Source organism: Brevundimonas sp., assembly GCF_046295075.1.
GTDB lineage: Bacteria > Pseudomonadota > Alphaproteobacteria > Caulobacterales > Caulobacteraceae > Brevundimonas.
In genome coordinates this window covers 135,862-155,528 of the sequence record NZ_JBKBOC010000003.1, presented here as the reverse complement: position 1 = coordinate 155,528, position 19,667 = coordinate 135,862, and the positions used below count along the sequence as shown (strand labels likewise).

The following is a 19,667-nucleotide window of genomic DNA, read 5'->3' as shown; positions in this document are numbered from 1 at the left end:
TCAGACGTGGGTCCACAGGGCGGGGCGCGGTGGCGGTTCACGCCAGGCGTCCAGCGTCTTGCACCACAGGGCGATCAACCCGCCCCGCCCCAGCAGCATCAGCTTGCCCGCCTTGTCGACCGAGGTCCGCCCGTCCCAGGCCGCCGGCCCGGCGCGCGACACATGGCGACCGATCGACCGATAGACGCCGCGCGCCGTGGCGATGGCCCAGGCCGAACGCGGGTTCAGATCGCGCAAGCCCCACCGGGACGAGGCGTAGAAGGGTTCGGCCGCCGCGACCAGACGCTGGGCCGTGCGGGCGACGGCGGCGCGGTGCTGGGGCTGATCGACCTCATCGCGCGGCACCCCGGCCTCGTCCAGCCAGGCGCCCGGCAGATAGACCCGCCCGCCCTTCGCATCCTCGACCACGTCGCGCGCGATGTTCGTCAGCTGGAAGGCAAGCCCCAGATCCTGAGCGCGGCGCAGGGTGGGGGCGTCCTCGACCCCCATGATCCGGGCCATCATCACCCCGACCACGCCCGCGACGTGATAGGCATAGTCCAGCGTGTCCTCCAGCGTGTCGTAACGCCGTCCGACCACATCCATCTCGAACCCGTGCAACAGGTCCATGGCCTCCTCGGCCGGGATGGAATGACGATCCGCCACGCGCTGGAAGGCGGTGAAGACCGGATCGGTCTGCGGCTCTCCGGCCAGGGCCGCGGCGGTGCGGGCGCGCAGTTCTGCCAGCTTTTCGCCCGCCAACACCGGATCGATGCCGACCGCGCCGTGACCCAGGACCTGGCCGTCGATCTCGTCGTCGCAGTGTCGGCACCACGAGTACAGCATCCAGGCGTCGTCGCGGATCGCCGCCGGAAACAGACGCGACGCCGCGGCGAAGCTCTTGGAGCCCTGCTCCATCGCCTGGCGGCTGTGGTCCAGGACGGCGTCGGTCATGCCGGCAGCCTCGCGTCTTCGATCATCAGGGCGGCCGTGGCCTTGGCCGAGCCGACCACGCCGGGCACGCCCGCGCCCGGATGGGTGCCGGCGCCCACGAAATACAGGTTCGGGATCTGGTCGTCGCGATTGTGCACCCGGAACCAGGCGCTCTGGGTCAGGATCGGCTCCAGCGAGAAGGCCGAGCCCTGGTGCGCGTTCAGCTGGTCGCGGAAATCGACGGGCGTGAAGATGCGGCAGGTGTCCAGATCGGCGGTTAGGCCGGGGATGTAGCGCTCCTCCAGATAGGCCAGTATCCGGTCGCGATAGCGCGGCCCCTCGACCTCCCAGTCGATGTCCGCCGAGGCCAGATGCGGCACGGGCGCCAGCACATAGAAGGCGTCGCAGCCTTCGGGCGCCAGGGACGGATCGGTCCGCGTCGGCGCGTGCAGATACAGCGAGAAGTCGTCGGGCAGGTTCGGCCCCTTGAAGATTTCGGCGATCAGCTCGCGATAGCGCGGGCCGAACAGCACCGTGTGGTGGCGCACCTCGGGGTGGACCCGCTTCAGGCCGAAATAGATGACGAACAGCGACATGGAGTGGCGCCGCGACGCCAGCTTGGCGCCCTCCTTCTGGCCACGCGGCTCCTGACCCAGCAGGCGCTGATAGGTGTGGACCACGTCGGCGTTCGACGCGACCATGTCGAAGGCCAAGGTCTCGCCGCCCACGACCACGCCGGTCGCGCGGCCGTTCGCCATCGTGATCCGTTCGACCGGACTGTTCAGCCTGACCTCGCCGCCCAGGTCCTCAAGCAGGCGCACCATGGCCTGGATCAGGGCGCCTGTCCCGCCGCGCGGGAACCACACGCCCCAGCGCCGCTCCAGCGCATGGATCAGCGCATAGATCGACGAGGTGGCGAACGGATTGCCGCCGACCAGCAGGGAGTGGAAGCTGAACGCCTGGCGCAGGTGCTCGTCCTGAATGAAGCTGGCCACCTTGTCATAGACCGACCGCCAGGCCTGAAGCCGCATCAGCTCGGGCGCCGCCTTGATCATGCTGGCGAAATCCAGGAACGGCACGGCCCCCAGCTTCAGATAGCCTTCCTTCAGCAGGTCCTCGGAATAGGCCAGGAACTTGCGATAGCCTTCCTTGTCCGCCGGATTGCGCGCCACGATCTGGCGATCCAGCTCGTCCTGGTCATTGACGTAGTCGAACACGTCGCCGTCTTCCCAGCACAGCCGATAGAAGGGCGCGACCGGCAGCAGTTCGACATAGTCCGACAGCTTGCGGCCGCTGGCCTCGAACAGCTCCTCCAGCGCCGACGGATCGGTGATGACGGTGGGACCGGCGTCGAAGGTGTAGCCCTTGTCCTTGAAGACATAGGCCCGGCCGCCCGCCAGATCGCGCGCCTCGAACACCGTGGTCTGGATGCCCGCCGACTGCAGCCGTATAGCCAGCGACAGCCCCCCAAAACCCGATCCGATCACTGCAGCCCGCATCACGCACGTCCTTTTTCGACCAGACAGGTCAGTGCGGCGCCGATGGGCACCGGGGGTTTTCCGCTCAGAATCCGCGCCTTGTCGGCGAGGGTGGATCCGGCGGCGTAGAAGCGTTCGATCAATGGCTGGGGCAGACGATAGAACCGCTCCAGCAACCTGTATCGTTCTTCGGGGCGCGCCGCGCGAAACAACATCCGATTCAGCAACCGATAAAAACCTCGCCCCGCCCATACGTCACACGCATGGCGGCGGATGTCGGCGGCCAGGGTCGCACCGGAAAAATCGTTCGCCAGACGATCCGCCAGATGATCGGCCAGGCGAACCGCGTCCGGTAGGGAATAGCCGGTGGTCGGGTGAAACAGGCCCGCGCGAAGACCGCTCAACGCCGTCGGCCCCATGCGTGTCAGATGCGCGGCGATGTCGCCGTCCAGGGCCACGGGCAGGACGCCGTCCTCCTCCCTCAGCACCGTCTCGATGACCCACCCCTGCTGTGCGGCATAGTCGCGCACGCCCTGCCTGAATACGTCGCGATCCAGCTCGGCGCCGTCGGTGTAGCGGGTATCCTCGATCAACAAGGTCCGGTCGTCGAACGGCAGGGTGTAGAGAAAACGATAGCCTCCCGCCTGATCGACGCGGGCGTCCATAACGATGGGTGCGGTCAGGCCGTGCGGCGCCGCCAGTCGAACCTCCAGCCCAACGAACTTCTGGAAGCCCAGCGCCAGGTCCGGCGTGGCGACCGGCCCTCGCCCGTCGATGACCGCCTTGGCCTTCAGCCGCCGACCGTCGGCCAGCACAGCCTCGGTCTCGGACACCGACACGACCGGCGCCCCCAGCATGATGCGGCCGGGCAAGGCCGCGCCGACCACCGCCGCGAACCGTTCGGCCGTCACGCTGCGATAGCCGGTGGAGAGGTTGCGCTCGAACTGCGGAAACCGAACCGCATAGCCGGGCCAGCGATGCACGACCAAGGGGTCGATCCAGCCGTGCTGCGCCGCCGTCAGATCACCTTCGAAGAAGGACCAGGTGTGCACGCCGCCCAGCGTCTCGGTCGCCTCGACGATTCGGACATCCAGCTCGGGCCGAACCTGCGACAGGCGCAGCGCCAACAGACCGTTGGCAAGGCCGCCGCCGATCAGGAGGAGGTCGGGCCCGGAGGTGTCAAAGGCGTCGGCCTGCATTCCTGACAGGTGGCACGCGACGACGGATGCGGCAAGCGAACAGGATGCTTACCCGCCCACAGTGCGCTAGTGTCGCGCCATGTCCGCCGTCTCCCCTGCGCCCCGGATCGTCCCGAACCAGACCCTGATCGGTCTGACGCTCGCCGGAATGATCGCGTCGGCCTGGCTGGTTCTGCATATCTACGGCGTCTATTTTCACCGGTGGACGGCGTGGAGCGTTCTGATCGCCCCGCTGATCGTCGCCATCCAGACCTGGCTGTCCGTCGGCCTGTTCATCGTCGCGCACGACGCCATGCACGGCTCGCTGGCGCCGGGCCGGCCCAGGCTGAACGTCGCGGTCGGCAGCCTGGCGCTGGGCCTCTACGCCGGTTTCCGGTTCACGCCACTGAAGACCGCCCATCACGGCCATCACGCCGCGCCCGGCACGCCGGACGATCCCGACTTCCATGCCGACGCCCCGCGCGCCTTTCTTCCGTGGTTCTACGGTTTCTTCCGCACCTATTTCGGCTGGCGCGAGCTGGCCGTGCTGACCTTGCTGGTCTGCATCGCCGTCTTCGCCTTGGGCGCGCACGTCCCGAACCTGCTGGTCTTCTGGGCCGCCCCCGCCCTGCTCTCGGCGCTCCAACTCTTCACCTTCGGCACCTGGCTGCCCCACCGCCACACCGACGACGCCTTCCCCGACCACCACAACGCCCGCAGCAGCCCGTTCGGCCCCTTCCTGTCCCTGCTGACCTGCTTCCACTTCGGCCGCCACCACGAGCACCATCTGACCCCGTGGAAGCCCTGGTGGCGATTGTTCAGCTAGATCGACAGAAGCGATTCCTTCGCCTCAGCGTCAGAAATCGTAAACGGCGCAACCGCCTGGACCACGTATCAGGTCGCCAGTTCGGAAGACTTATGAAGGGATGGCGGAGACGGAGGGATTCTCTGCTGTGTGACACACTAGCCATTGAATCGTCGAAACTATTGCTTTTGCTGATTTATATGGCTTGTGCTGTGACACTTTTTGTCACACACCCTGCACGACATGACAGGCATTCCATCCCACCTCATCGTTCGAAACGGCGTCTATAATTACCGCCGTCGCGTCCCCACTGACCTACAGTCCAAGCCCGCATTCAAAGGCCGCGACGTATTTCAGGTGTCGCTGGGCGTTCGAACGCTGAAGGATGCACGACGCCGCATCCAAGAGCTGAATCTCGACGACCTGTTTGAGCCGCATCATGCGCCGGTAGTCACAAGCGATGAGGGCGCAGTCCTCACGCCCTCCCTACTCACGCACATAGCCCGTAGCCGCTACGAACGCGGCATGATCTCTCTTCAGTCCGAACGGCTCGAAGACGCTTCCGATCACCGCGATATGATGGATGAGCTGGCCGCGCAGGAGGTCGGCGCACTTAACGATCCCAACAGTGCGGATGCCGCGCGTGAACGTCTTTGGCGGGAGCTTTCGCCGGTCATTGAGGTCAGCGCCCAAGCTACAGCCAAGCGTCTCGGATGTGAGAGCGATCCAGCAGCGATACGGAAAATAGCAAAAGCGCTTTTTGAGACGGAGCTTAGCCTTACCAGATCGCGCGTCGATCTATCCGCCGGGAAGACCTCTCCGCCCGCATTCATGTCGCTCTCGATCAGCCAATCCGGTGACGCACAAATGCGGCGCGAAGCGCATTGGACCTTCAAGAAGCTGGCTGACGAGGCGATGCGTCAGAATCCGAACGGTAACGACTGGGAACACAAGGTTAAGGTCGCCGCCGAGTTGTTCCAGGATTATCTAGGCCCCGTCCCTATCCACAAGATCGACAAGGGCGTGGTGCGTCGCTTTGTGAACGACCTCCATCACATGCCCAATCGCATGACAATGCGCTTCAAGGACATGGGACTGAAAGACGCCATCGCCGCCAATCAGGCCCGCGAGACTCCTTACGCAACAGTCTCCCCCAACACGGTCCGCGACAACTATTTCTCGGTGCTTCGGTGGGCCTTCGGCCACGCTTGCGACCTTGAGGCGGTCCCTCTCAACCCATGCACCGGCATTAAAATCCGGGGCGCGACTAAGGCTGAGGGACGACGGACACGAAATCCATTCAAGGTGGAAGAGCTGAACGCCTTCTTCCGTCTTCCTATTTTCACGGGGTGCCTGTCAGAGAGTCGACCCAACATTCCCGGCAACTATGTCTTCGACGACCACCGCCGATGGGCTCCTCTGCTGATGCTCTTCACCGGCGCGCGGCCTAGCGAGATCGCTCAACTCGCTGTCAGCGACATCAAGGGGAATGCAAGGCATCCCTACATTTCCATACTGACCGAATACGATCCGAAAGATCCTGACGACGTGCGAGATTTCGTCGTGTCACATAAAACGGAAAACGCGCGGCGAGACATCCCACTCCACCCGGAACTGATCAGCCTTGGCTTTCTTCGCTATGTGGATGAGCGCCGGGCGGCTGATGACGCGCGCCTGTTCCCCGCATGGAAACTTCCGGCGAATGGCCGGAAGCTCTACTCGTCAGCGTCATGGATTAGAAATCTGAACGACAGGCTCATCCCGAAGATCACAGCACGACGCCCGAAGCCAACCCTCTACAGCTTCCGGCATACATGGAAGACGCAGATGGCTACCCATCAGGTTCCAGCCCAATACCAAAATCAAATCCTCGGCCATGCGCAGACCGGAATGGATGACCACTATCTTGGGCGGATGGACATCAAGAACACTTACGACTCCATCAAGGATATTTCGTTCGAAGGACTAGACCTAACCCACCTAAAACCGTGGTGACTACTCGCTGTTTATGTGATATTATTATCACATGTCTTTATCTGCTTTGGTAGCCCGGTGGCAAAACGGTTCTAACGGCTTCTTCAACTTCCTCGACGACGTAAAGCCCGTCGTCCGATCTTCGAAGGGCGGCTTCATCCCCTTCGTCCCCGGCCCGCGTGAGCGAGCCGAGATCATCCAAGCATTGGACGGCGATCATTCGACCGTCGTGTTCTCGTGGCCCCGGCGACATGGAAAGACCGCCACCAGCGTCATGATCATCCTGTGGCGCTTCCTGACGAAACGCACCGAGGCCATCGCCATCGTCGCGAACTCGGAAAAACAGGTTGTCGATACCGCCTTCAAGACTTTGCGAGAGGCGTTTGACCACACGCCGATGCTGAAGGCCCTTGCCAGCGCCGGAACGGTTGAGGTCGGCGCGGACTCGATCCGCTTCCCTGCAACCTCGTCCGTGATCCAAGCCTATAGCTCCAACCCGTCCGCACTGTGGGGCAAGAAGCTAACGGCTGCCCAACTCAGCGAACTTCACGCCTCAAAGGGGTCCGCTGTCCTTGAAGTCCTGACCGGCTCGCTGATCGACAGCGAAGGATCGATGATGCTGATCGACTCCACGGTCGGGCCGATGTCCTCGCCGCTTTACGACCTCTATCAAGCGCACGTCGCTGGCGACGATCCCAGCCTGTTCTTCAGCCATATCAGCTACACTGACCTCGACGACGCCTGTGCCAATGGGCCATCGTGGATCGACCCGGTGAAGCTACGCGCGGCGTCCAGGCGGATGCTCCCGCAGACCTTCAACCTCATGCACCTGAACCGATGGGGCGATGCGTCTGGTCTGCTGATCGACAGCGAAACGCTCTCGAAATGCACAGAGGTCAGCTACCTCCCCGATCCCAAGGCTATCGCGGCTGGGGCCAGCTATGTCGTCAGCGGCGGGCTGGACCGGGCGTTCGGCGGGTCGAAGCACGGCGACTCTACCATCACGACAGCCATCGTCATGACCGTCCAGGACGACGAAGAACACTATTTCGTTCTGGACTCGGACTCGGTGATGTTCTCCCGGCTCGCTGGCATCAAGGCTAACCTGAAACGCTATCATCGCGATTGGGGAATGACCCGGTGCGGCCTCGAAACCTACGGCGCACAGGACGTATATGATTGGGCGCAAGCGGAGCCGTTCGCGGACGGGACCGAACTGATCACCCCGAGCCGGAAGGCGCAGTATCAGGCCTTCACGCTGCTCGCGAACGCCGCGTCTGAAGGTCGCCTTCACATTGATCCTCGCTTCACCCGCTTGATCGACGAGCTGCGAACATTTGAAGTCGTGGACGACGGCAAGGAGACGGTCGGCAACGAGGCCATTCCCAAGTTCGGCCACCCGCGAGGGAAGCATGATGACGCGGTGTATTCGCTGGCATGGGCGATGTTCGCCACGCGGGAGATCACCCTGAACCCCTATGAACTGCCCGGCGTCCGTTGCACTGACACCGGCCCCACGCGCCACATGTGCGCGCTGAACGGCGGCGCGGCTATCCCGATGTGCGCCAAGTCCTGTCGGTCCATGCGGCGGGCGTTCGACCTGTTCGACCAATACGCCGCGCGAAGCCCCCGGAATAACCTCCCTGTCGAAACCTTCATCATCGACAAGCTAAAAAACGTCGGAAGTCACACGATTGCTCGCTGATTGCCTGTTGCATAGAAGCAACATGTAGTGCTATACTAGTGACATGTTGGGCTTTAGCGATGAAAGGAAGTCATTCCTAGATTTGGTTCGGAAATCGGAGACTCGAAAACTTCGCGCAGCCGAAGCCTTGGCGTTTTTCGACGACAAACAGGACGAAACAACTCTGGCTCTGATCCGGCGTCGCTTCGCAAACCCGGAGTCCTTCCGGGTCTTCAACGTCAACATCGTCAAGAAGATCGTGAGCCGTCGCGCCACGGCCTATCAGACGCCCCCGGTTCGCACGTTCGGTGGATGGGATCAGGCCGCCGCCGCCGCCCTCTATCAGGAAGCCAACATCGACGCCGTGATGAAACGCGCGTCGAAGCTGACGAAACTCCACAAGACAACCGCGCTACAGGTCGTATGGACCGAAGACCGAGGCCTTCAGGTTCGCGTCCACACCCCGAACATCCTCGACGCTGAATGGATCGATCCCGAGCATCCATCCCGGATCGTCGTCACCCATTCCGCGAGCGACCCCGCCAAGACGACCTATGCTGATTGGTCGGCTTCCACCTATCAGCGGAGGAACTTCAATGGACACCCCGTCCCGGTCCCCGGCAACGCTAATGGCGTGAACCCTTACGGCATTCTGCCCTTCGTCCCGCTGTTCGACCGCCTCCCCGATGCCGACTTCTTCCTTCCGGGCGGCGACGACCTCATGGGAGCGCAAAAGGCGCTGAACGTCGGTTTGACGAACCTGTGGCGCGCTGTTGAACTTCAGAGCCACGGGCAGGCGGTCGCCAAGGGCCTTCCGATTGGCGATCCCATCGCCACCGGCCCCGACAAGGTGATCCTGCTCCCCAAGGACGGCGAGTTCTCCTACGCCGCGCCCAATACGCCCATCCCGGACATCCTAGAGGCCTTGGAGTTCCTGATGCGGTCCACGGCGGCGACCAACGATTGCACCGCTGATGTGCTGGACCTTTCGAAGACCGCCGAGTCCGGCTCGGCTCGGGAAGCCCAGCGTATCGACCTGAAGGAAGCGCGACTCGATGACATCGCCCTATGGCGGGGCTACGAGCGCCGCCTGTTCGAGGTGATCAAGCGGGTGATCAACACGCATCGCCCAGGCACGATCCCGGAGACCGCCAGCGTTCGCGCGGACTTCACCGAGCTTCAGGACAATCTCACTGAATCTGAGGTTCTCGCGAATCTGAAAGAGCGCGCGGAACTCGGCATTTCGTCCCCGGTCGATGCTCTCATGACGCTGAACCCTGACGGCTACACCACCCGTGAAGACGCTTACCGCGCCCTAATGACCCGGAAACAAGAAACACAGGAGCTACTGCTCGCGCTCTGAAAGGACGCCCGATGACTGACACTACCACGACGCCGCCTCTCGATCTCACGGAAGACCTGGCCCGTCTGAAAGACGACCTCAAGTCGCTTCGCGACGAGACCGCAGCCATGCGCGCCGAAGAAGACATCGACGGCATGATCACCAATCTGACGGCTCTGATCCCCGAGGCAGATCGCGCCGCCCTTCCCACTGATGGGACGAAGTTCAACCGGCTCTTCGCCCACGTCACCGCTGCACTGAAGGCCGCGAAGGCTCCCGCTGTGCCAGTGACAGACACCACCCGCCCGCCGACGACACCCGGCCCTGAAGACCTCTCTGCCCTCCCGGCACATGCCCGGATGGCTCGCGGCTACGGCAACGCCTGATCCGCTTTTCCCCACCCACACCCATCGCTGGCCGCGCCAGCAGAAAGGATTTTCAAGTCTATACACATGCTGACCCAAGTCGAATGGAGCAAGCTCAACCCGAACCCCCTGCAATCCGGCGTCGTCGAAGTCTTCGCCCGAGAAAACCCCGTCATTGCGCTCATGCCCTTCGCCAACGTGGCGGGCAACGCATACACCTACAACGTTGAGGATACTCTTCCCGGCGTTGAGTTCCGTGGATACAACGAAGGATATTCGGAAAGCACGGGCGTCATTAACCCGCAAACCGAACGCCTGACGATTATCGGCGGCGATAGCGACTTTGACGTTGCTCAAATCGCTCAACAGACCGGCGACAACGACACCCGCGCCATACACGACGCCATGAAAGCCAAGGCTCTGTCGCTGAAGTGGCTTCAGACCTTCTTCGATGGCGATACCGCCACGAACCCGAAAGAGTTCGACGGCATCAAGAAGCGCCTGACCGGCAACCAGATCATCAGCGCCGGCACCAATGGCGGTGCGATCACGCTCGCCATGTTCGACGAGCTGGTTGACGCCGTTCAAGGCCAGCCATCCGCTATCTTCGCCCGTAAATCGGTGATCCGAGCATATCGGGCCGCGCTTCGCGCCGCTGGCGGCACCACGCCCGAGTCGATCATGATCCCGAACTTCGGTCGTCCCGTTCTCGCGCATAACGGCGTCCCGCTGCTACCGATCGAGCTGGATACCCAGGGCAATGAAATCCTGTCTGGCGACGAGACGCAAGGCACCAACAACAAGACGACTTCGGCCTATGCCATCCGCTTCGATTTGGACGCGCTTCATGGGATTCAGACTGCCCCGATCAGCGTCCGCGACCTTGGCGAGGTGGATGACAAGCCCGCCTTCCGAACCCGCATCGAGCATTACAGCGGCATCGTTCTGAAATCCGGTCGATGCGCCGCTCGCCTTAAGGGCCTGACGAACGTCTGACCCGCACCCAAACGTCACCGGGTCTCCCTTCTCTCCCCGGTGACGACGGAAGCCCCCTCGTAACTCAGCAAAGGCACGAGGGGGCTTCCCCACACGGCGACCGCGCCCAACACGCGAGACGCCAACAAAGCAGGCGGGCCGGGATTGCAGCCCGGTCCGCCTTTGCCGACTCTGGAACCCACAGCATGGAATATTACGACGACGACCTATCCCCCCACGACAGCCTGATAACTCTTCAGGCCGCAGACAGCATCCTCGCGACAAGCCTTCATGGCCGCGAATGGACGGCCCGCGTTGCCGCCGACAAACAGGCTGCTACCGACGATCCGGAACGTCTTCCCGACCGCGCCGATGACAAGGCCGCTCTGATCGACGCCAGCACCGTCATGGCCGCCCAACCGTGGAAGGGGCGCAAAGCCTCCCCGGATCAAGCCCAGGCATTTCCTCGCGTCGCCGTCCACATCGATACAGGCGCGGCGGTTATCGGCATCCCTATGGAGATCCAGCGCGCCACAGCGTTGCTCGCCGCCCATCTCTCCAAGCGGGCAGACATGTCGCTCTCCCCGGAACTGATGGTCAGCTACGCCATCGGCGAGACGAGCGGGATTTTTCGCGCGCCCTCGCTCGACGAACTGCCACGCCACATCCGCCAGATGATCACGCCCTTCATGAACGCCGGTTCTGGATGGGCGGCGGTGCGCCCATGATCGCCCTCGACCATTTCGACCATCAAGCCGCGATCTTCGAAGGGGAGTTCCTTGAAGCTCTGGTGCAAGCCTACGGGGGGGCTATGGATGCCGTCGATATAGACGCCCTGATCTCCGCGATTGAAGCTGGCGACGAAGAAGCCATAGCCAGCGCGATGAATATCGACGCAGGGGTCCACTCTGGCCTCGCCGTGGCATTCAGCAGCGGGCTTTTCTACGCCCTGCTAGGCAGCATCGTGATCGCAATGAAAGCCTTCGCGAGCCGCCACAAGTCCCGCGTGAACCTCAGCACCGATATCGCCAAACTCCGGGAGGATATCGAACGCAACATCCTTCAACCGATGGCCCGGTATTCATACGAGGCCATCACGACGGCGCATCGTGAGCTTCAGAAGAGCGACATGACGGCCCGCGCAAAGGCCGCACTGATCATTCGGTCAATCGCCTTCGCTCCGGATCAAGCCAGATCAGCAGCACACTTCGCCCGCGCCCTGCACGAAGCCCTAACCGCGAAAGATCGAAGCGTTCAGGATGGGAAGACATACGTCACCCCGGCGACCGCCAAGCTCATCGTTCAGCGGCATATGAAACACCTCAATGCCGCCCAACGATCAGCACTGCGAAGCGCTTTCGCCAAGGGTTTGACAGAAGAAGGCACGACAGACGTTCAACGGCGACACGACCGCGCCCTGATCAACTACAGGCAATCGATCATCGCCCGCCAAGAAGCGACACGAGCCATGCACGTGGGGGAATACCTGGCCTTCAAACAGGGAAAAGCGAACCGAACGATCCCAAGGGATGCACGTCGCTACTGGAAGACCAGAGGTGATGAGCGGGTCCGCCATGATCACCGGATGGTCACGGCGATGAACCCGAACGGCATAGACGTAGGACAGGCTTTCCAGACGCCATTGGGGCCGGTCATGAACCCGCCCTTGGGAGTGAACTGTCGTTGCCGGGTCGTCGTCAGAAGGCCGTCCGATGCTGATGAGTGATGCGGGGATGGTCAGCCGCTTCATTCCTTCTGGGACCGGCTCCCCCCTTCCCCGCCGCTCTTGCCCGACCACCCGATGCCATGACCCTCACAACACCCGCCCGGAAAGGAGGCGGCACGATGAATCAGACAAATAGAAATATCGAAACAGTGGACCTATCCGCCGTCTTCAACCTAGAAATCGCCGGACAGAAGGTGGATGGCCGCACCGTCGCAGCACGGTCGTTCCGTATGATCGCTGGGGACTTGATGGATCAGCTCGCCCGCCAGCCAAAACCTTCGGAGGCGGTCATGATCCGACAGGCCGCGACCCTAGCCTTCCTATGCGACCGCGACACCGCCTGCCTGATCGCTGGAGAAAAGTTCGACGAGGAGAACTTCCGGCGCAACACGCAGGCGCTGGGCGCGGTGCTGATCAAGCTCGGCATGGCGGCAAAGAGCCGGGACGTGACGAAGGGTGGATCGAAGGGCGGTGACCCGTTCGCGGACGCGATCAATGCGACGTATGGCTCTGCCTAATAAGCCAGCCTCATCCTGCAAAAAAGAAGTCCTGAACAAACTTGGGAAGGGTCTTGCGGTCTATGCCGGGCTTCACCTGCGGGATGTCGAAACGCACAGCGCACTCGTCATCGATCATGTGATGCCGACCGTCACTGCCTATAGTTAGATAATGATCGGACATCTTTCGAAGCACCGCATAGCTTTTGCAGGATGGATTGCTGTCTTTGTATGACGTATATTCAACGTGTCGCCCCTGCTGACCTGTGTTCACGCCGATTATGAAAACAATCGCGGTCACGAATAGAAAACCAAAAGCCGCGTTTATCGCTCTGTCATCTCTTATTCTCAACGAGGCTCCGAGCATCGTGAGGCCACCCAAGCCTACCAGCATCTCGTATACGTTAATGGGGTCACCCACGCTGTAACTTAGAAAAGCCGAACACACTGGCGCGACAGCAAGAATCCACGCCGTTATTTTAAATAACAGAGGAACTTTTATGGGGCGAGAAGGGCCGTAGTGTCGAGGTTTCTTCGTGCCAGAAAGCCAATCGCCGATCTCTTGACGGAAGGTTGGCACTGAAGCCGCCGCAATCAACAGGTATATCGGCGCAAGAAACCTAATCGAAGTTGAAAAAACATCTTCTGCTGACACAAAGCTAGCGATATTCCCACCAAATCCCAGGCAGTAGGAATACAAATATACTGAAGCGAGAAAGAAATGAGCGACCGGCGCGGCGACCAGCACCGTTCCCCAGCTAAACTCCTTCATTGCCCCACCTCCGTTCGCCGCAACGTGAACAAAGCACCGGCTAGTTGCAAGCCCTCGAAGGGGCTCAAAACTTGTAAGTTCTGCGCCATAGCGCAAAACATACGTTGACGAGGTTATGAGCCGGGGTTATGAGCTAGGGGCATAGACACCCTATCTTCTGAGCCAGCCATGCACCGCATAGCCTACTTCCGGGTCTCGACCGGCGACCAGAGTATCGAAGCGCAACGCGCCGCCATGCCCGGTCCATTCGATCAAGAGTTCAGCGACGTGGGGGTGAGCGGGGCCATGCTCGCCGCCTCCCGTCCCGGCTTTGCGGAGCTGCTGACGAAGGTGCGATCCGGGGACACCGTGTATGTGTATGCCGTTGACCGCCTAGGCCGTGACGCCTTGGACGTTCAGGCCACAGTGCGCCGCCTGATCGAAGCTGGCGTAACCGTGGACGTGCGAGGTCTAGGCCCCATCGGTCGCGGTGTTGGCGAGCTGATACTCGCCGTCCTCGCCCAAGTCGCAGACATGGAGCGTCACCGCATAGCCGAACGGACCGAAGCGGGCCGGAATGCCGCTAGGAAGGCGCTACAGGCCACGGGGAAGACGCACCGGGGCAAGGATAGCCTCGGACGCCCGAAGGCCGCTGACGCGGCTTCTGTGGTCAAATGGCGCAAGAGCAACAAGGCCAGCATTCAAGACACCGCCCGTCACTTCAAACTATCACCGGCAACAGTGAAAAGGTATTGCGCGACAGTTGACTTAGTCGAATGATCGGATAGACTGTATAGATCGACCCATCACCTCCTTTTGAGGATCGATGGCGGCGGCGATCCCCCCACTCCGGATCAGAATGGCGCTCCCCTTTAGCGTTTGATCGGCCCCCCCATTTCCTTCGTCACATAGGCCCTCTTTGGGGTTTGCCTCGTGAAGTCGATGGTCAGATTGGAGCTGAAGCCGGAAGGTCGAATGCGAACCCAAGGATCAGCCAGCTCTTGGTCCGAAAAATGCCCCGGCACCGGAAACTCTGTCGGAGAGCGATCAAGACTGAAATCACTCCGTTCGAGGGACATGAGCACATAGCCATCCGCCCAAATCTCAATCGCATCTAGCTTCTCTGCTAGTGTGGCATTGAGGTTCGGCATCACCCAAGCGCCTTGAATGTCCTCCAAGCTCAATCGGGGCAGGAACTGAAAATCGAAGGTGTCCGTGTGGTGATAGGAAACGACTATCTGTTTGACCTCCTTCGCACCAATGCCGCTTCCGGACCCATGCGGAACGTATTTCACGTAGTCCGCCTCGGCGTCATCGTCCTCGGGATCACCCTTGATCTTGAGCCGGGACTCCCAACGCATATCTGACACGCCGTGCGCGATCCCGCTCGGCTCTGGCCGACCTCTGTAGGGATGGGCACTGAATCTGCGGCTCTTGTCTGTCGAGCCAAATAGCGCCTCCGTCAGGCCATGGCGCATCTTCGGGAAGAAGAAGCTGACGAAGGCCCGGAAGTGCCCAATCTCTTTTCCAGTGTAAGTTCGGTCGAGAATGAACCTGACGGATATCGTCTTAAGAGTCGCCCTAGCTTCTTGAAGGAATAGCAGCCGCGAAAGAGTGCTTTCCACGCTCTGAAAACGTGACGCAACGAGCGACTGAATGTCGTCGCCCCAGCGGGCAAAAAAGCTGGCTTGCTCTGCGGACGACATGGGAATGTCGAGATACTGGACGCGAGCGCCCAAGCCGTCCGTGCCGTCCAGAGCAACCCTAAGCCGCTCCCGGTCGAAGATATCGCATTCTGTGACCCCGGCCTTTGTCGCTGCCTTCACCAGTGCCGCCTTCTCGCCCGCCGTCAGAGCGACGTTGGTGAAGAAAACGAACGCGGTAGGCTTAACCTCTTCACGCAAAGCGGCCTGAAGGTCGGCCTTGAACTTGGCTTTGATCTGCTTGATCTGCGCTTCGGAATCGTTGGCCCCATTTACAAAGCCCGCCGCACCGTATGTCAGCTCGGTATCCCGATATTTCGCTTCAATGTCGCGGCCCCCATCGGGGCCGCCCTTCGGGTGCCTAGGACGAACGTCAGAGAAGCGTCGATCCATATTTAGGATGGCGATGCAGAGGCGTTCGCGGGCAGGCTGATTGCCGTCCAGATAGTTGCGAAGGCGTTCTTCGGTGATTTGAGGCGTCGTCATGCGTCACTGCTCCCACGCCTCCAGATGGAGGCCGTAGAGCCGATTCGAGCGCGCTAAGCAACCGCTGCTCCAGATCGGCCTTTGACCCACCTCCATGGCCCAGAAACCGGGCTTCCTGACGATCATTGAAGCAACGCCGGGATCATTTGTTTTGAGAAGGCTACGTTCGAGCGCCGGGAGCGGTTCTTGACACGCTACCCCGCTCCCACGAAGTTTTATAGAATCTTTGAATCTATATAGAATCTAGAGTCTTTGAAGAATCTATATGGCTCGTATCTTCACTCGCTTCGCTCATTCAGATACTCGCGGGGAAAGGGGGTCGTGTCAAGATGAAAATGCCCGAGACACCCTCTCTGATCGAGTCCTGTCCCGGTAATCGGGACAGGATATCGTCACTTCGACCTTCGAGACCATTACCGGCGCTCAGTCTCTATTTTCGAGACAGAGCTATCTTGCTATCAATGTAGCAACCGGCATCCCGGCGTTAACAATGGACTCGACTCGTCCAAGTTGATGGCGTAAAATGGGGAATGATCGCAACTGACGAGGCCCTGCCTACCGCCCCCACCCAAACCTCCCGCCACGTGCGGGTCAACGATGCCAGCGCCCGGATGCTGGACTTCCTGTCGATGATGCGCGGAGAGCCGAAGGGCTTGCTGCTCTACCGACTGCTCCGGGCCGAACTGACGGTTTACCAAGAAGAAACGGCTTGGAGCCCTGCCCCGCCGCCCTTCGTCATCAAGCCGACCTTCGCGAAGGTCGGAAACGCCGTCCTCCTCTACAATCCGTTCATCGACGCCGCCGTTCTCACCGGCAAAGAGGCCGTCGCCTTAGCTGACGCCATCACCGAGTCGCTTGAAGGTCGGTCTATCTCGACGTTCAAGATCGTGACCGCCGAACACGGCCACACCATCCGGCTCAAGCCCGCTGGCCGTCGCATCCACCTCATCGTCAACGACACCGACTTCCCGATGGCCCTCATGGTCGCTCGGGACGTTGCCGCTGCGCTGGATTCCGCCAGCGTCCACGCCACCGACAACACGGTGGCCGCGACCGTCCACTGATGGCCGGCGCATTGCGCAAAATGGGCGAAGCGATAGCCGAGTGGGCTGAAGACATGGGTGCGACCCATTTCATCACCCTGACGGCTGGCTGCTATCCCGAACGCCACTTTGATCCGGACACCAGCTTTCGCCCCGACCTTGCGCGCATCGCTCGCCGGATTGGGCGCGAGCTGTGCGGCCTTCCACGTCGCAAAGACCCGAGACCGGATGATCTCCCTCTGTTCGTCGCGTTCTACGAGCCGACAACGCGAACCGGCGCACCCTACCCTCACATCCACGGATGGATCAGCCTCAAGGGGAACGAGGAAGAACATCTTCGCGCGATCCTCCGGACCTATTGGGGCCAGGACGATAAGCCGGAGATCACGTCACCATTCCTCCGGCGATATCCGTCCTGTCGTCGCGCGCCCAAGGCCGTCTGTCGCAACCCAGCTTGGGAGCCGACCTTCGATTTGCAGCCCATCCACTCGGGCGGCGCGGCGACCTACAGCGGCAAGGGTTACGCCCGAACCGGCATGACCTACGATTGGGGAACGATCCTAAACATCACCTGACAGCCACCACGACGCCAAGAGAACAAGACGCCACGATCAAACGCCAACAACACTACACGATCACACGCACAGCCCTCCGGAGGTCACCACACCGGCCCGGAGGCTGGGGAGCAGGAAGTCAGTCTTCGGCCCCTACGACCAAGCCCGCTACGCCCGCCTAGAAACGAAAGAGGCCCCGCAGCACGTCAGCATCGAAATCCGGCCAGGGGGACGCTCCGAGCCGGATTTAAAGTCATGCCTTCCAGACAAAAGACATCACCATTCCAGACGAAAATAATCATCCAGAAATCGGATTGACCATCCGCACAGTCAAATATCCCGGTCTAGATATCTCTCCCTCAACAACGCTTCCGATTCGTCGGAGCCACAGTGTCGGGGGACACATATGCAAGACCATCACGCCGAACTGATCGATCTCGACGAAGCATGCGAGATCATGGAGCAGTCCTCGATCATCGAGAAAATCCGGGAAGGCGAGCTAAGCCTTCTGTTCCTATGCCATCCTGAGCGCGGCTATCTGACTTTCATGCAGGGCGGTCCTGCTGTCCTATCGATCCGGGGCGGTTATGCAGATCACAGGGAGCGAGGGCTTTGATGGATCGGAGTGTATCTCCATCAATCCGTCAAAGCCCGGAAGCGCTGATTTAACAGCGTCCAAGCCTGGAACTCTTCGTTTGTCTTCCTGTCATGAACTAGTGCTTTCAGGTCGTCGTCATCCAGCGCGATTATGTAGCCGCCGCCGTCCTTGGCCGTGTCGCGACATCCCGCCGCAAACCGGGCTTTGTCGGAAAATGATCGGCAAACCAACAATCCAACTTGCCCGCGGCTTGGAGAGAACCGCCGTGCAAGCTGATCCATTTCAGGATTGGCTACCTTTCCGCCGTAGTTCTTGCACTCAACGAAGATCCGACCGGACGGATAGTGCTTAGCCAACCAGCTGAAGAACCCGCCCTTCGCCATGTTCGTGTAGTCGATATCAATGATCTTCCGACCATCATGAATGCGAGATTGAGCTACCGGGTTCGTCAAGTCTGGGTAGAACAAGGCGGTAAAAAGCGCCTCGATAGCTGTCTCATAACCCTTGGCGTCCGCTTGGCCTGTAGGGATAGCCAAAACCGCTTTGAGCAACTCATCCCAATCAGGCTTTGCAGTCCCCTCGGTGGCGGCAATATCGCCATGATCAAGTGGCAGATAAGGTCGATCGTTGGCCTTACGCTTATATTCTTCCAGCAACGAAGGATTCTGGATCGTCACGTCTGACACCATTTTCTTCGATCTGCCGTATTTCTCTTCAACATCCTTCTTTGTGACGTAGCGCTCCTTCGTTTTTTTCGTGATTTGGACAAGTTGCGAGTTCGCCCGGAGTTCCACATCTTGAAGGTGAGTGAGGACGTGGAACCTGTAATACTCGGTCAGGCTGTAGGCGAGGTGGCGGCGCACAATCGCTTTTGGGACTAGGAGGAGCTTACCCTCCGGTGTCATCGGTAGATCGACGAAGTCCTCATACCAGTCCTTTTTCGTCGGGTTCCACTGCGGACCCGAGGGGATGCCAGGGCTTAGCTTGATCTTGTAATGCGCGGCCATCTGCTGCGTGTACTCGATCAGCGGACCACGAATAATGTTGGTCGTCATGTCGGATATGACATCGACACCAATCCCCGGAATGAGGAGGACAGTGTCTTCCAAGTCCCGGATGAGGCCACTTGTCGCTGCTTGGCTGTTACTCAGCGCTCTCCACACATCGTGCGCGGAGCTGTCCCCCAAAGCTCGTCCTTTCGACTTCCCCACCGACAGGCCAAGGTGGGTTTCGTTAGGTTCCCGCAGAGCCTTCAAAAGCCGTTCGGCTTCTCCGTGGCGGCCAGCTTTGATGTGGCTCAGCACGGTTCCGAAAAAACTCTGCACAAGCGAGACGCAAGCGTCTCCCCAATCAGACGGAAGTCCAGCCAAGGCCTTTGGACTGATAAATAGTCCGGTGTCGCCGCTGTAGTCGACGTCCACAAAATCCAACGTGGGCTGCGTCCGCCCCAACTTAAAATATCGCGACACTCGCAAAAGCGTTCTCCCCGCCAGCCCACCGCAAACGGTCAGCAACGCTTAGACCTAACACGGTTCTTGCCTTTGGCAATCTTGCGTTGCGCGCACGTCGCGCTTGTGGAGAGCGGCGTGCATATCC

19 protein-coding genes are annotated in these 19,667 nt (G+C 60.7%); 13 read left to right on the top strand and 6 right to left on the bottom strand.

Features of this window, described 5'->3' with window-relative positions:
- From ACK4MH_RS04120 to crtY, 3 genes are read right to left on the bottom strand one after another with little or no spacing between them, the layout of a single operon-like run.
- On the bottom strand, nt 1-933 hold the full coding sequence (locus ACK4MH_RS04120; RefSeq protein WP_409715149.1) for a phytoene/squalene synthase family protein: 933 nt from the start codon (nt 931-933) through the stop codon (nt 1-3).
- On the bottom strand, nt 930-2,411 hold the full coding sequence (locus ACK4MH_RS04115) for a phytoene desaturase (protein ID WP_409715146.1): 1,482 nt from the start codon (nt 2,409-2,411) through the stop codon (nt 930-932). Before ACK4MH_RS04115 ends, ACK4MH_RS04120 begins: the two co-directional genes overlap by 4 nt.
- Nucleotides 2,411-3,589, bottom strand: a complete 1,179-nt coding sequence (gene crtY / locus ACK4MH_RS04110) for a lycopene beta-cyclase CrtY (protein WP_409715143.1) — start codon at nt 3,587-3,589, stop codon at nt 2,411-2,413. Before crtY ends, ACK4MH_RS04115 begins: the two co-directional genes overlap by 1 nt.
- A 79-nt stretch (nt 3,590-3,668) precedes the next feature.
- Here crtY and ACK4MH_RS04105 point away from each other — a divergent pair, with 79 nt between their 5' ends.
- The 9 genes from ACK4MH_RS04105 (at nt 3,669) to ACK4MH_RS04065 (ending at nt 12,957) form a co-directional block, all read left to right on the top strand.
- The gene (locus ACK4MH_RS04105; protein WP_409715140.1) at nt 3,669-4,394 is read left to right on the top strand and encodes a fatty acid desaturase; all 726 of its coding nucleotides are present in this window, start codon (nt 3,669-3,671) and stop codon (nt 4,392-4,394) included.
- Nucleotides 4,395-4,595: 201 nt separating this feature from the next.
- Nucleotides 4,596-6,368: a DUF6538 domain-containing protein gene (locus ACK4MH_RS04100; protein ID WP_409715137.1), complete on the top strand. Its 1,773-nt coding sequence runs from the start codon at nt 4,596-4,598 to the stop codon at nt 6,366-6,368.
- Nucleotides 6,369-6,399: 31 nt separating this feature from the next.
- Nucleotides 6,400-8,052 (top strand): terminase large subunit domain-containing protein, encoded by a 1,653-nt coding sequence (locus ACK4MH_RS04095; RefSeq protein WP_409715134.1) that lies wholly within the window; start codon nt 6,400-6,402, stop codon nt 8,050-8,052.
- A gap of 127 nt (nt 8,053-8,179) precedes the next feature.
- Nucleotides 8,180-9,394, top strand: coding sequence for a hypothetical protein (locus tag ACK4MH_RS04090; protein ID WP_409715131.1), 1,215 nt, complete (start codon nt 8,180-8,182; stop codon nt 9,392-9,394).
- Between the two features lie 11 nt (nt 9,395-9,405).
- Nucleotides 9,406-9,759, top strand: coding sequence for a hypothetical protein (locus ACK4MH_RS04085; protein WP_409715128.1), 354 nt, complete (start codon nt 9,406-9,408; stop codon nt 9,757-9,759).
- Nucleotides 9,760-9,825: 66 nt separating this feature from the next.
- Entirely contained in the window at nt 9,826-10,734 is a 909-nt protein-coding gene (locus ACK4MH_RS04080; protein ID WP_409715125.1) for a major capsid protein, read from the top strand.
- Between the two features lie 185 nt (nt 10,735-10,919).
- Nucleotides 10,920-11,441, top strand: a complete 522-nt coding sequence (locus ACK4MH_RS04075; RefSeq protein ID WP_409715122.1) for a DnaT-like ssDNA-binding protein — start codon at nt 10,920-10,922, stop codon at nt 11,439-11,441.
- Nucleotides 11,438-12,439 (top strand): phage minor head protein, encoded by a 1,002-nt coding sequence (locus ACK4MH_RS04070; protein WP_409715119.1) that lies wholly within the window; start codon nt 11,438-11,440, stop codon nt 12,437-12,439. Before ACK4MH_RS04075 ends, ACK4MH_RS04070 begins: the two co-directional genes overlap by 4 nt.
- A 119-nt stretch (nt 12,440-12,558) precedes the next feature.
- Nucleotides 12,559-12,957 carry a hypothetical protein gene (locus tag ACK4MH_RS04065; protein WP_409715116.1) on the top strand — a complete coding sequence of 133 codons (399 nt, stop codon included), beginning with the start codon at nt 12,559-12,561 and terminating at the stop codon, nt 12,955-12,957.
- Between the two features lie 10 nt (nt 12,958-12,967).
- Here the strand turns inward: ACK4MH_RS04065 and ACK4MH_RS04060 are convergent, their stop codons facing one another.
- Entirely contained in the window at nt 12,968-13,708 is a 741-nt protein-coding gene (locus ACK4MH_RS04060) for a hypothetical protein (RefSeq protein ID WP_409715113.1), read from the bottom strand.
- Nucleotides 13,709-13,876: 168 nt separating this feature from the next.
- Here ACK4MH_RS04060 and ACK4MH_RS04055 point away from each other — a divergent pair, with 168 nt between their 5' ends.
- The gene (locus ACK4MH_RS04055) at nt 13,877-14,467 is read left to right on the top strand and encodes a recombinase family protein (RefSeq protein WP_409715110.1); all 591 of its coding nucleotides are present in this window, start codon (nt 13,877-13,879) and stop codon (nt 14,465-14,467) included.
- A gap of 92 nt (nt 14,468-14,559) precedes the next feature.
- Here ACK4MH_RS04055 and ACK4MH_RS04050 read toward each other — a convergent pair whose 3' ends face one another.
- On the bottom strand, nt 14,560-15,876 hold the full coding sequence (locus ACK4MH_RS04050) for a hypothetical protein (RefSeq protein WP_409715107.1): 1,317 nt from the start codon (nt 15,874-15,876) through the stop codon (nt 14,560-14,562).
- Between the two features lie 530 nt (nt 15,877-16,406).
- On the opposite strand from ACK4MH_RS04050, the gene ACK4MH_RS04045 reads away from it, so the two are divergent.
- From ACK4MH_RS04045 to ACK4MH_RS04035, 3 genes are all read left to right on the top strand, one after another.
- On the top strand, nt 16,407-16,940 hold the full coding sequence (locus ACK4MH_RS04045) for a hypothetical protein (protein WP_409715104.1): 534 nt from the start codon (nt 16,407-16,409) through the stop codon (nt 16,938-16,940).
- Nucleotides 16,940-17,494 carry a hypothetical protein gene (locus ACK4MH_RS04040; RefSeq protein ID WP_409715101.1) on the top strand — a complete coding sequence of 185 codons (555 nt, stop codon included), beginning with the start codon at nt 16,940-16,942 and terminating at the stop codon, nt 17,492-17,494. The genes ACK4MH_RS04045 and ACK4MH_RS04040 overlap by 1 nt, the downstream gene beginning before the upstream one ends.
- A 385-nt stretch (nt 17,495-17,879) precedes the next feature.
- The gene (locus tag ACK4MH_RS04035; RefSeq protein WP_409715098.1) at nt 17,880-18,089 is read left to right on the top strand and encodes a hypothetical protein; all 210 of its coding nucleotides are present in this window, start codon (nt 17,880-17,882) and stop codon (nt 18,087-18,089) included.
- 20 nt (nt 18,090-18,109) lie between these two features.
- Here the strand turns inward: ACK4MH_RS04035 and ACK4MH_RS04030 are convergent, their stop codons facing one another.
- Nucleotides 18,110-19,501 carry a hypothetical protein gene (locus ACK4MH_RS04030; protein WP_409715095.1) on the bottom strand — a complete coding sequence of 464 codons (1,392 nt, stop codon included), beginning with the start codon at nt 19,499-19,501 and terminating at the stop codon, nt 18,110-18,112.
- Between the last annotated feature and the right edge of the window lie 166 nt (nt 19,502-19,667).

Excerpts from the sequence above, each read along its gene's own strand:
- ACK4MH_RS04120 (WP_409715149.1), bottom strand. The coding sequence starts at position 933 with ATGACCGACGCCGTCCTGGACCACAGCCGCCAGGCGATGGAGCAGGGC.
- ACK4MH_RS04115 (WP_409715146.1), bottom strand. The coding sequence starts at position 2,411 with ATGCGGGCTGCAGTGATCGGATCGGGTTTTGGGGGGCTGTCGCTGGCT.
- crtY (WP_409715143.1), bottom strand. The coding sequence starts at position 3,589 with ATGCAGGCCGACGCCTTTGACACCTCCGGGCCCGACCTCCTCCTGATC.
- ACK4MH_RS04105 (WP_409715140.1), top strand. The coding sequence starts at position 3,669 with ATGTCCGCCGTCTCCCCTGCGCCCCGGATCGTCCCGAACCAGACCCTG.
- ACK4MH_RS04095 (WP_409715134.1), top strand. The coding sequence starts at position 6,400 with ATGTCTTTATCTGCTTTGGTAGCCCGGTGGCAAAACGGTTCTAACGGC.
- ACK4MH_RS04085 (WP_409715128.1), top strand. The coding sequence starts at position 9,406 with ATGACTGACACTACCACGACGCCGCCTCTCGATCTCACGGAAGACCTG.
- ACK4MH_RS04080 (WP_409715125.1), top strand. The coding sequence starts at position 9,826 with ATGCTGACCCAAGTCGAATGGAGCAAGCTCAACCCGAACCCCCTGCAA.
- ACK4MH_RS04075 (WP_409715122.1), top strand. The coding sequence starts at position 10,920 with ATGGAATATTACGACGACGACCTATCCCCCCACGACAGCCTGATAACT.
- ACK4MH_RS04070 (WP_409715119.1), top strand. The coding sequence starts at position 11,438 with ATGATCGCCCTCGACCATTTCGACCATCAAGCCGCGATCTTCGAAGGG.
- ACK4MH_RS04065 (WP_409715116.1), top strand. The coding sequence starts at position 12,559 with ATGAATCAGACAAATAGAAATATCGAAACAGTGGACCTATCCGCCGTC.
- ACK4MH_RS04060 (WP_409715113.1), bottom strand. The coding sequence starts at position 13,708 with ATGAAGGAGTTTAGCTGGGGAACGGTGCTGGTCGCCGCGCCGGTCGCT.
- ACK4MH_RS04055 (WP_409715110.1), top strand. The coding sequence starts at position 13,877 with ATGCACCGCATAGCCTACTTCCGGGTCTCGACCGGCGACCAGAGTATC.
- ACK4MH_RS04050 (WP_409715107.1), bottom strand. The coding sequence starts at position 15,876 with ATGACGACGCCTCAAATCACCGAAGAACGCCTTCGCAACTATCTGGAC.
- ACK4MH_RS04045 (WP_409715104.1), top strand. The coding sequence starts at position 16,407 with ATGATCGCAACTGACGAGGCCCTGCCTACCGCCCCCACCCAAACCTCC.
- ACK4MH_RS04040 (WP_409715101.1), top strand. The coding sequence starts at position 16,940 with ATGGCCGGCGCATTGCGCAAAATGGGCGAAGCGATAGCCGAGTGGGCT.
- ACK4MH_RS04035 (WP_409715098.1), top strand. The coding sequence starts at position 17,880 with ATGCAAGACCATCACGCCGAACTGATCGATCTCGACGAAGCATGCGAG.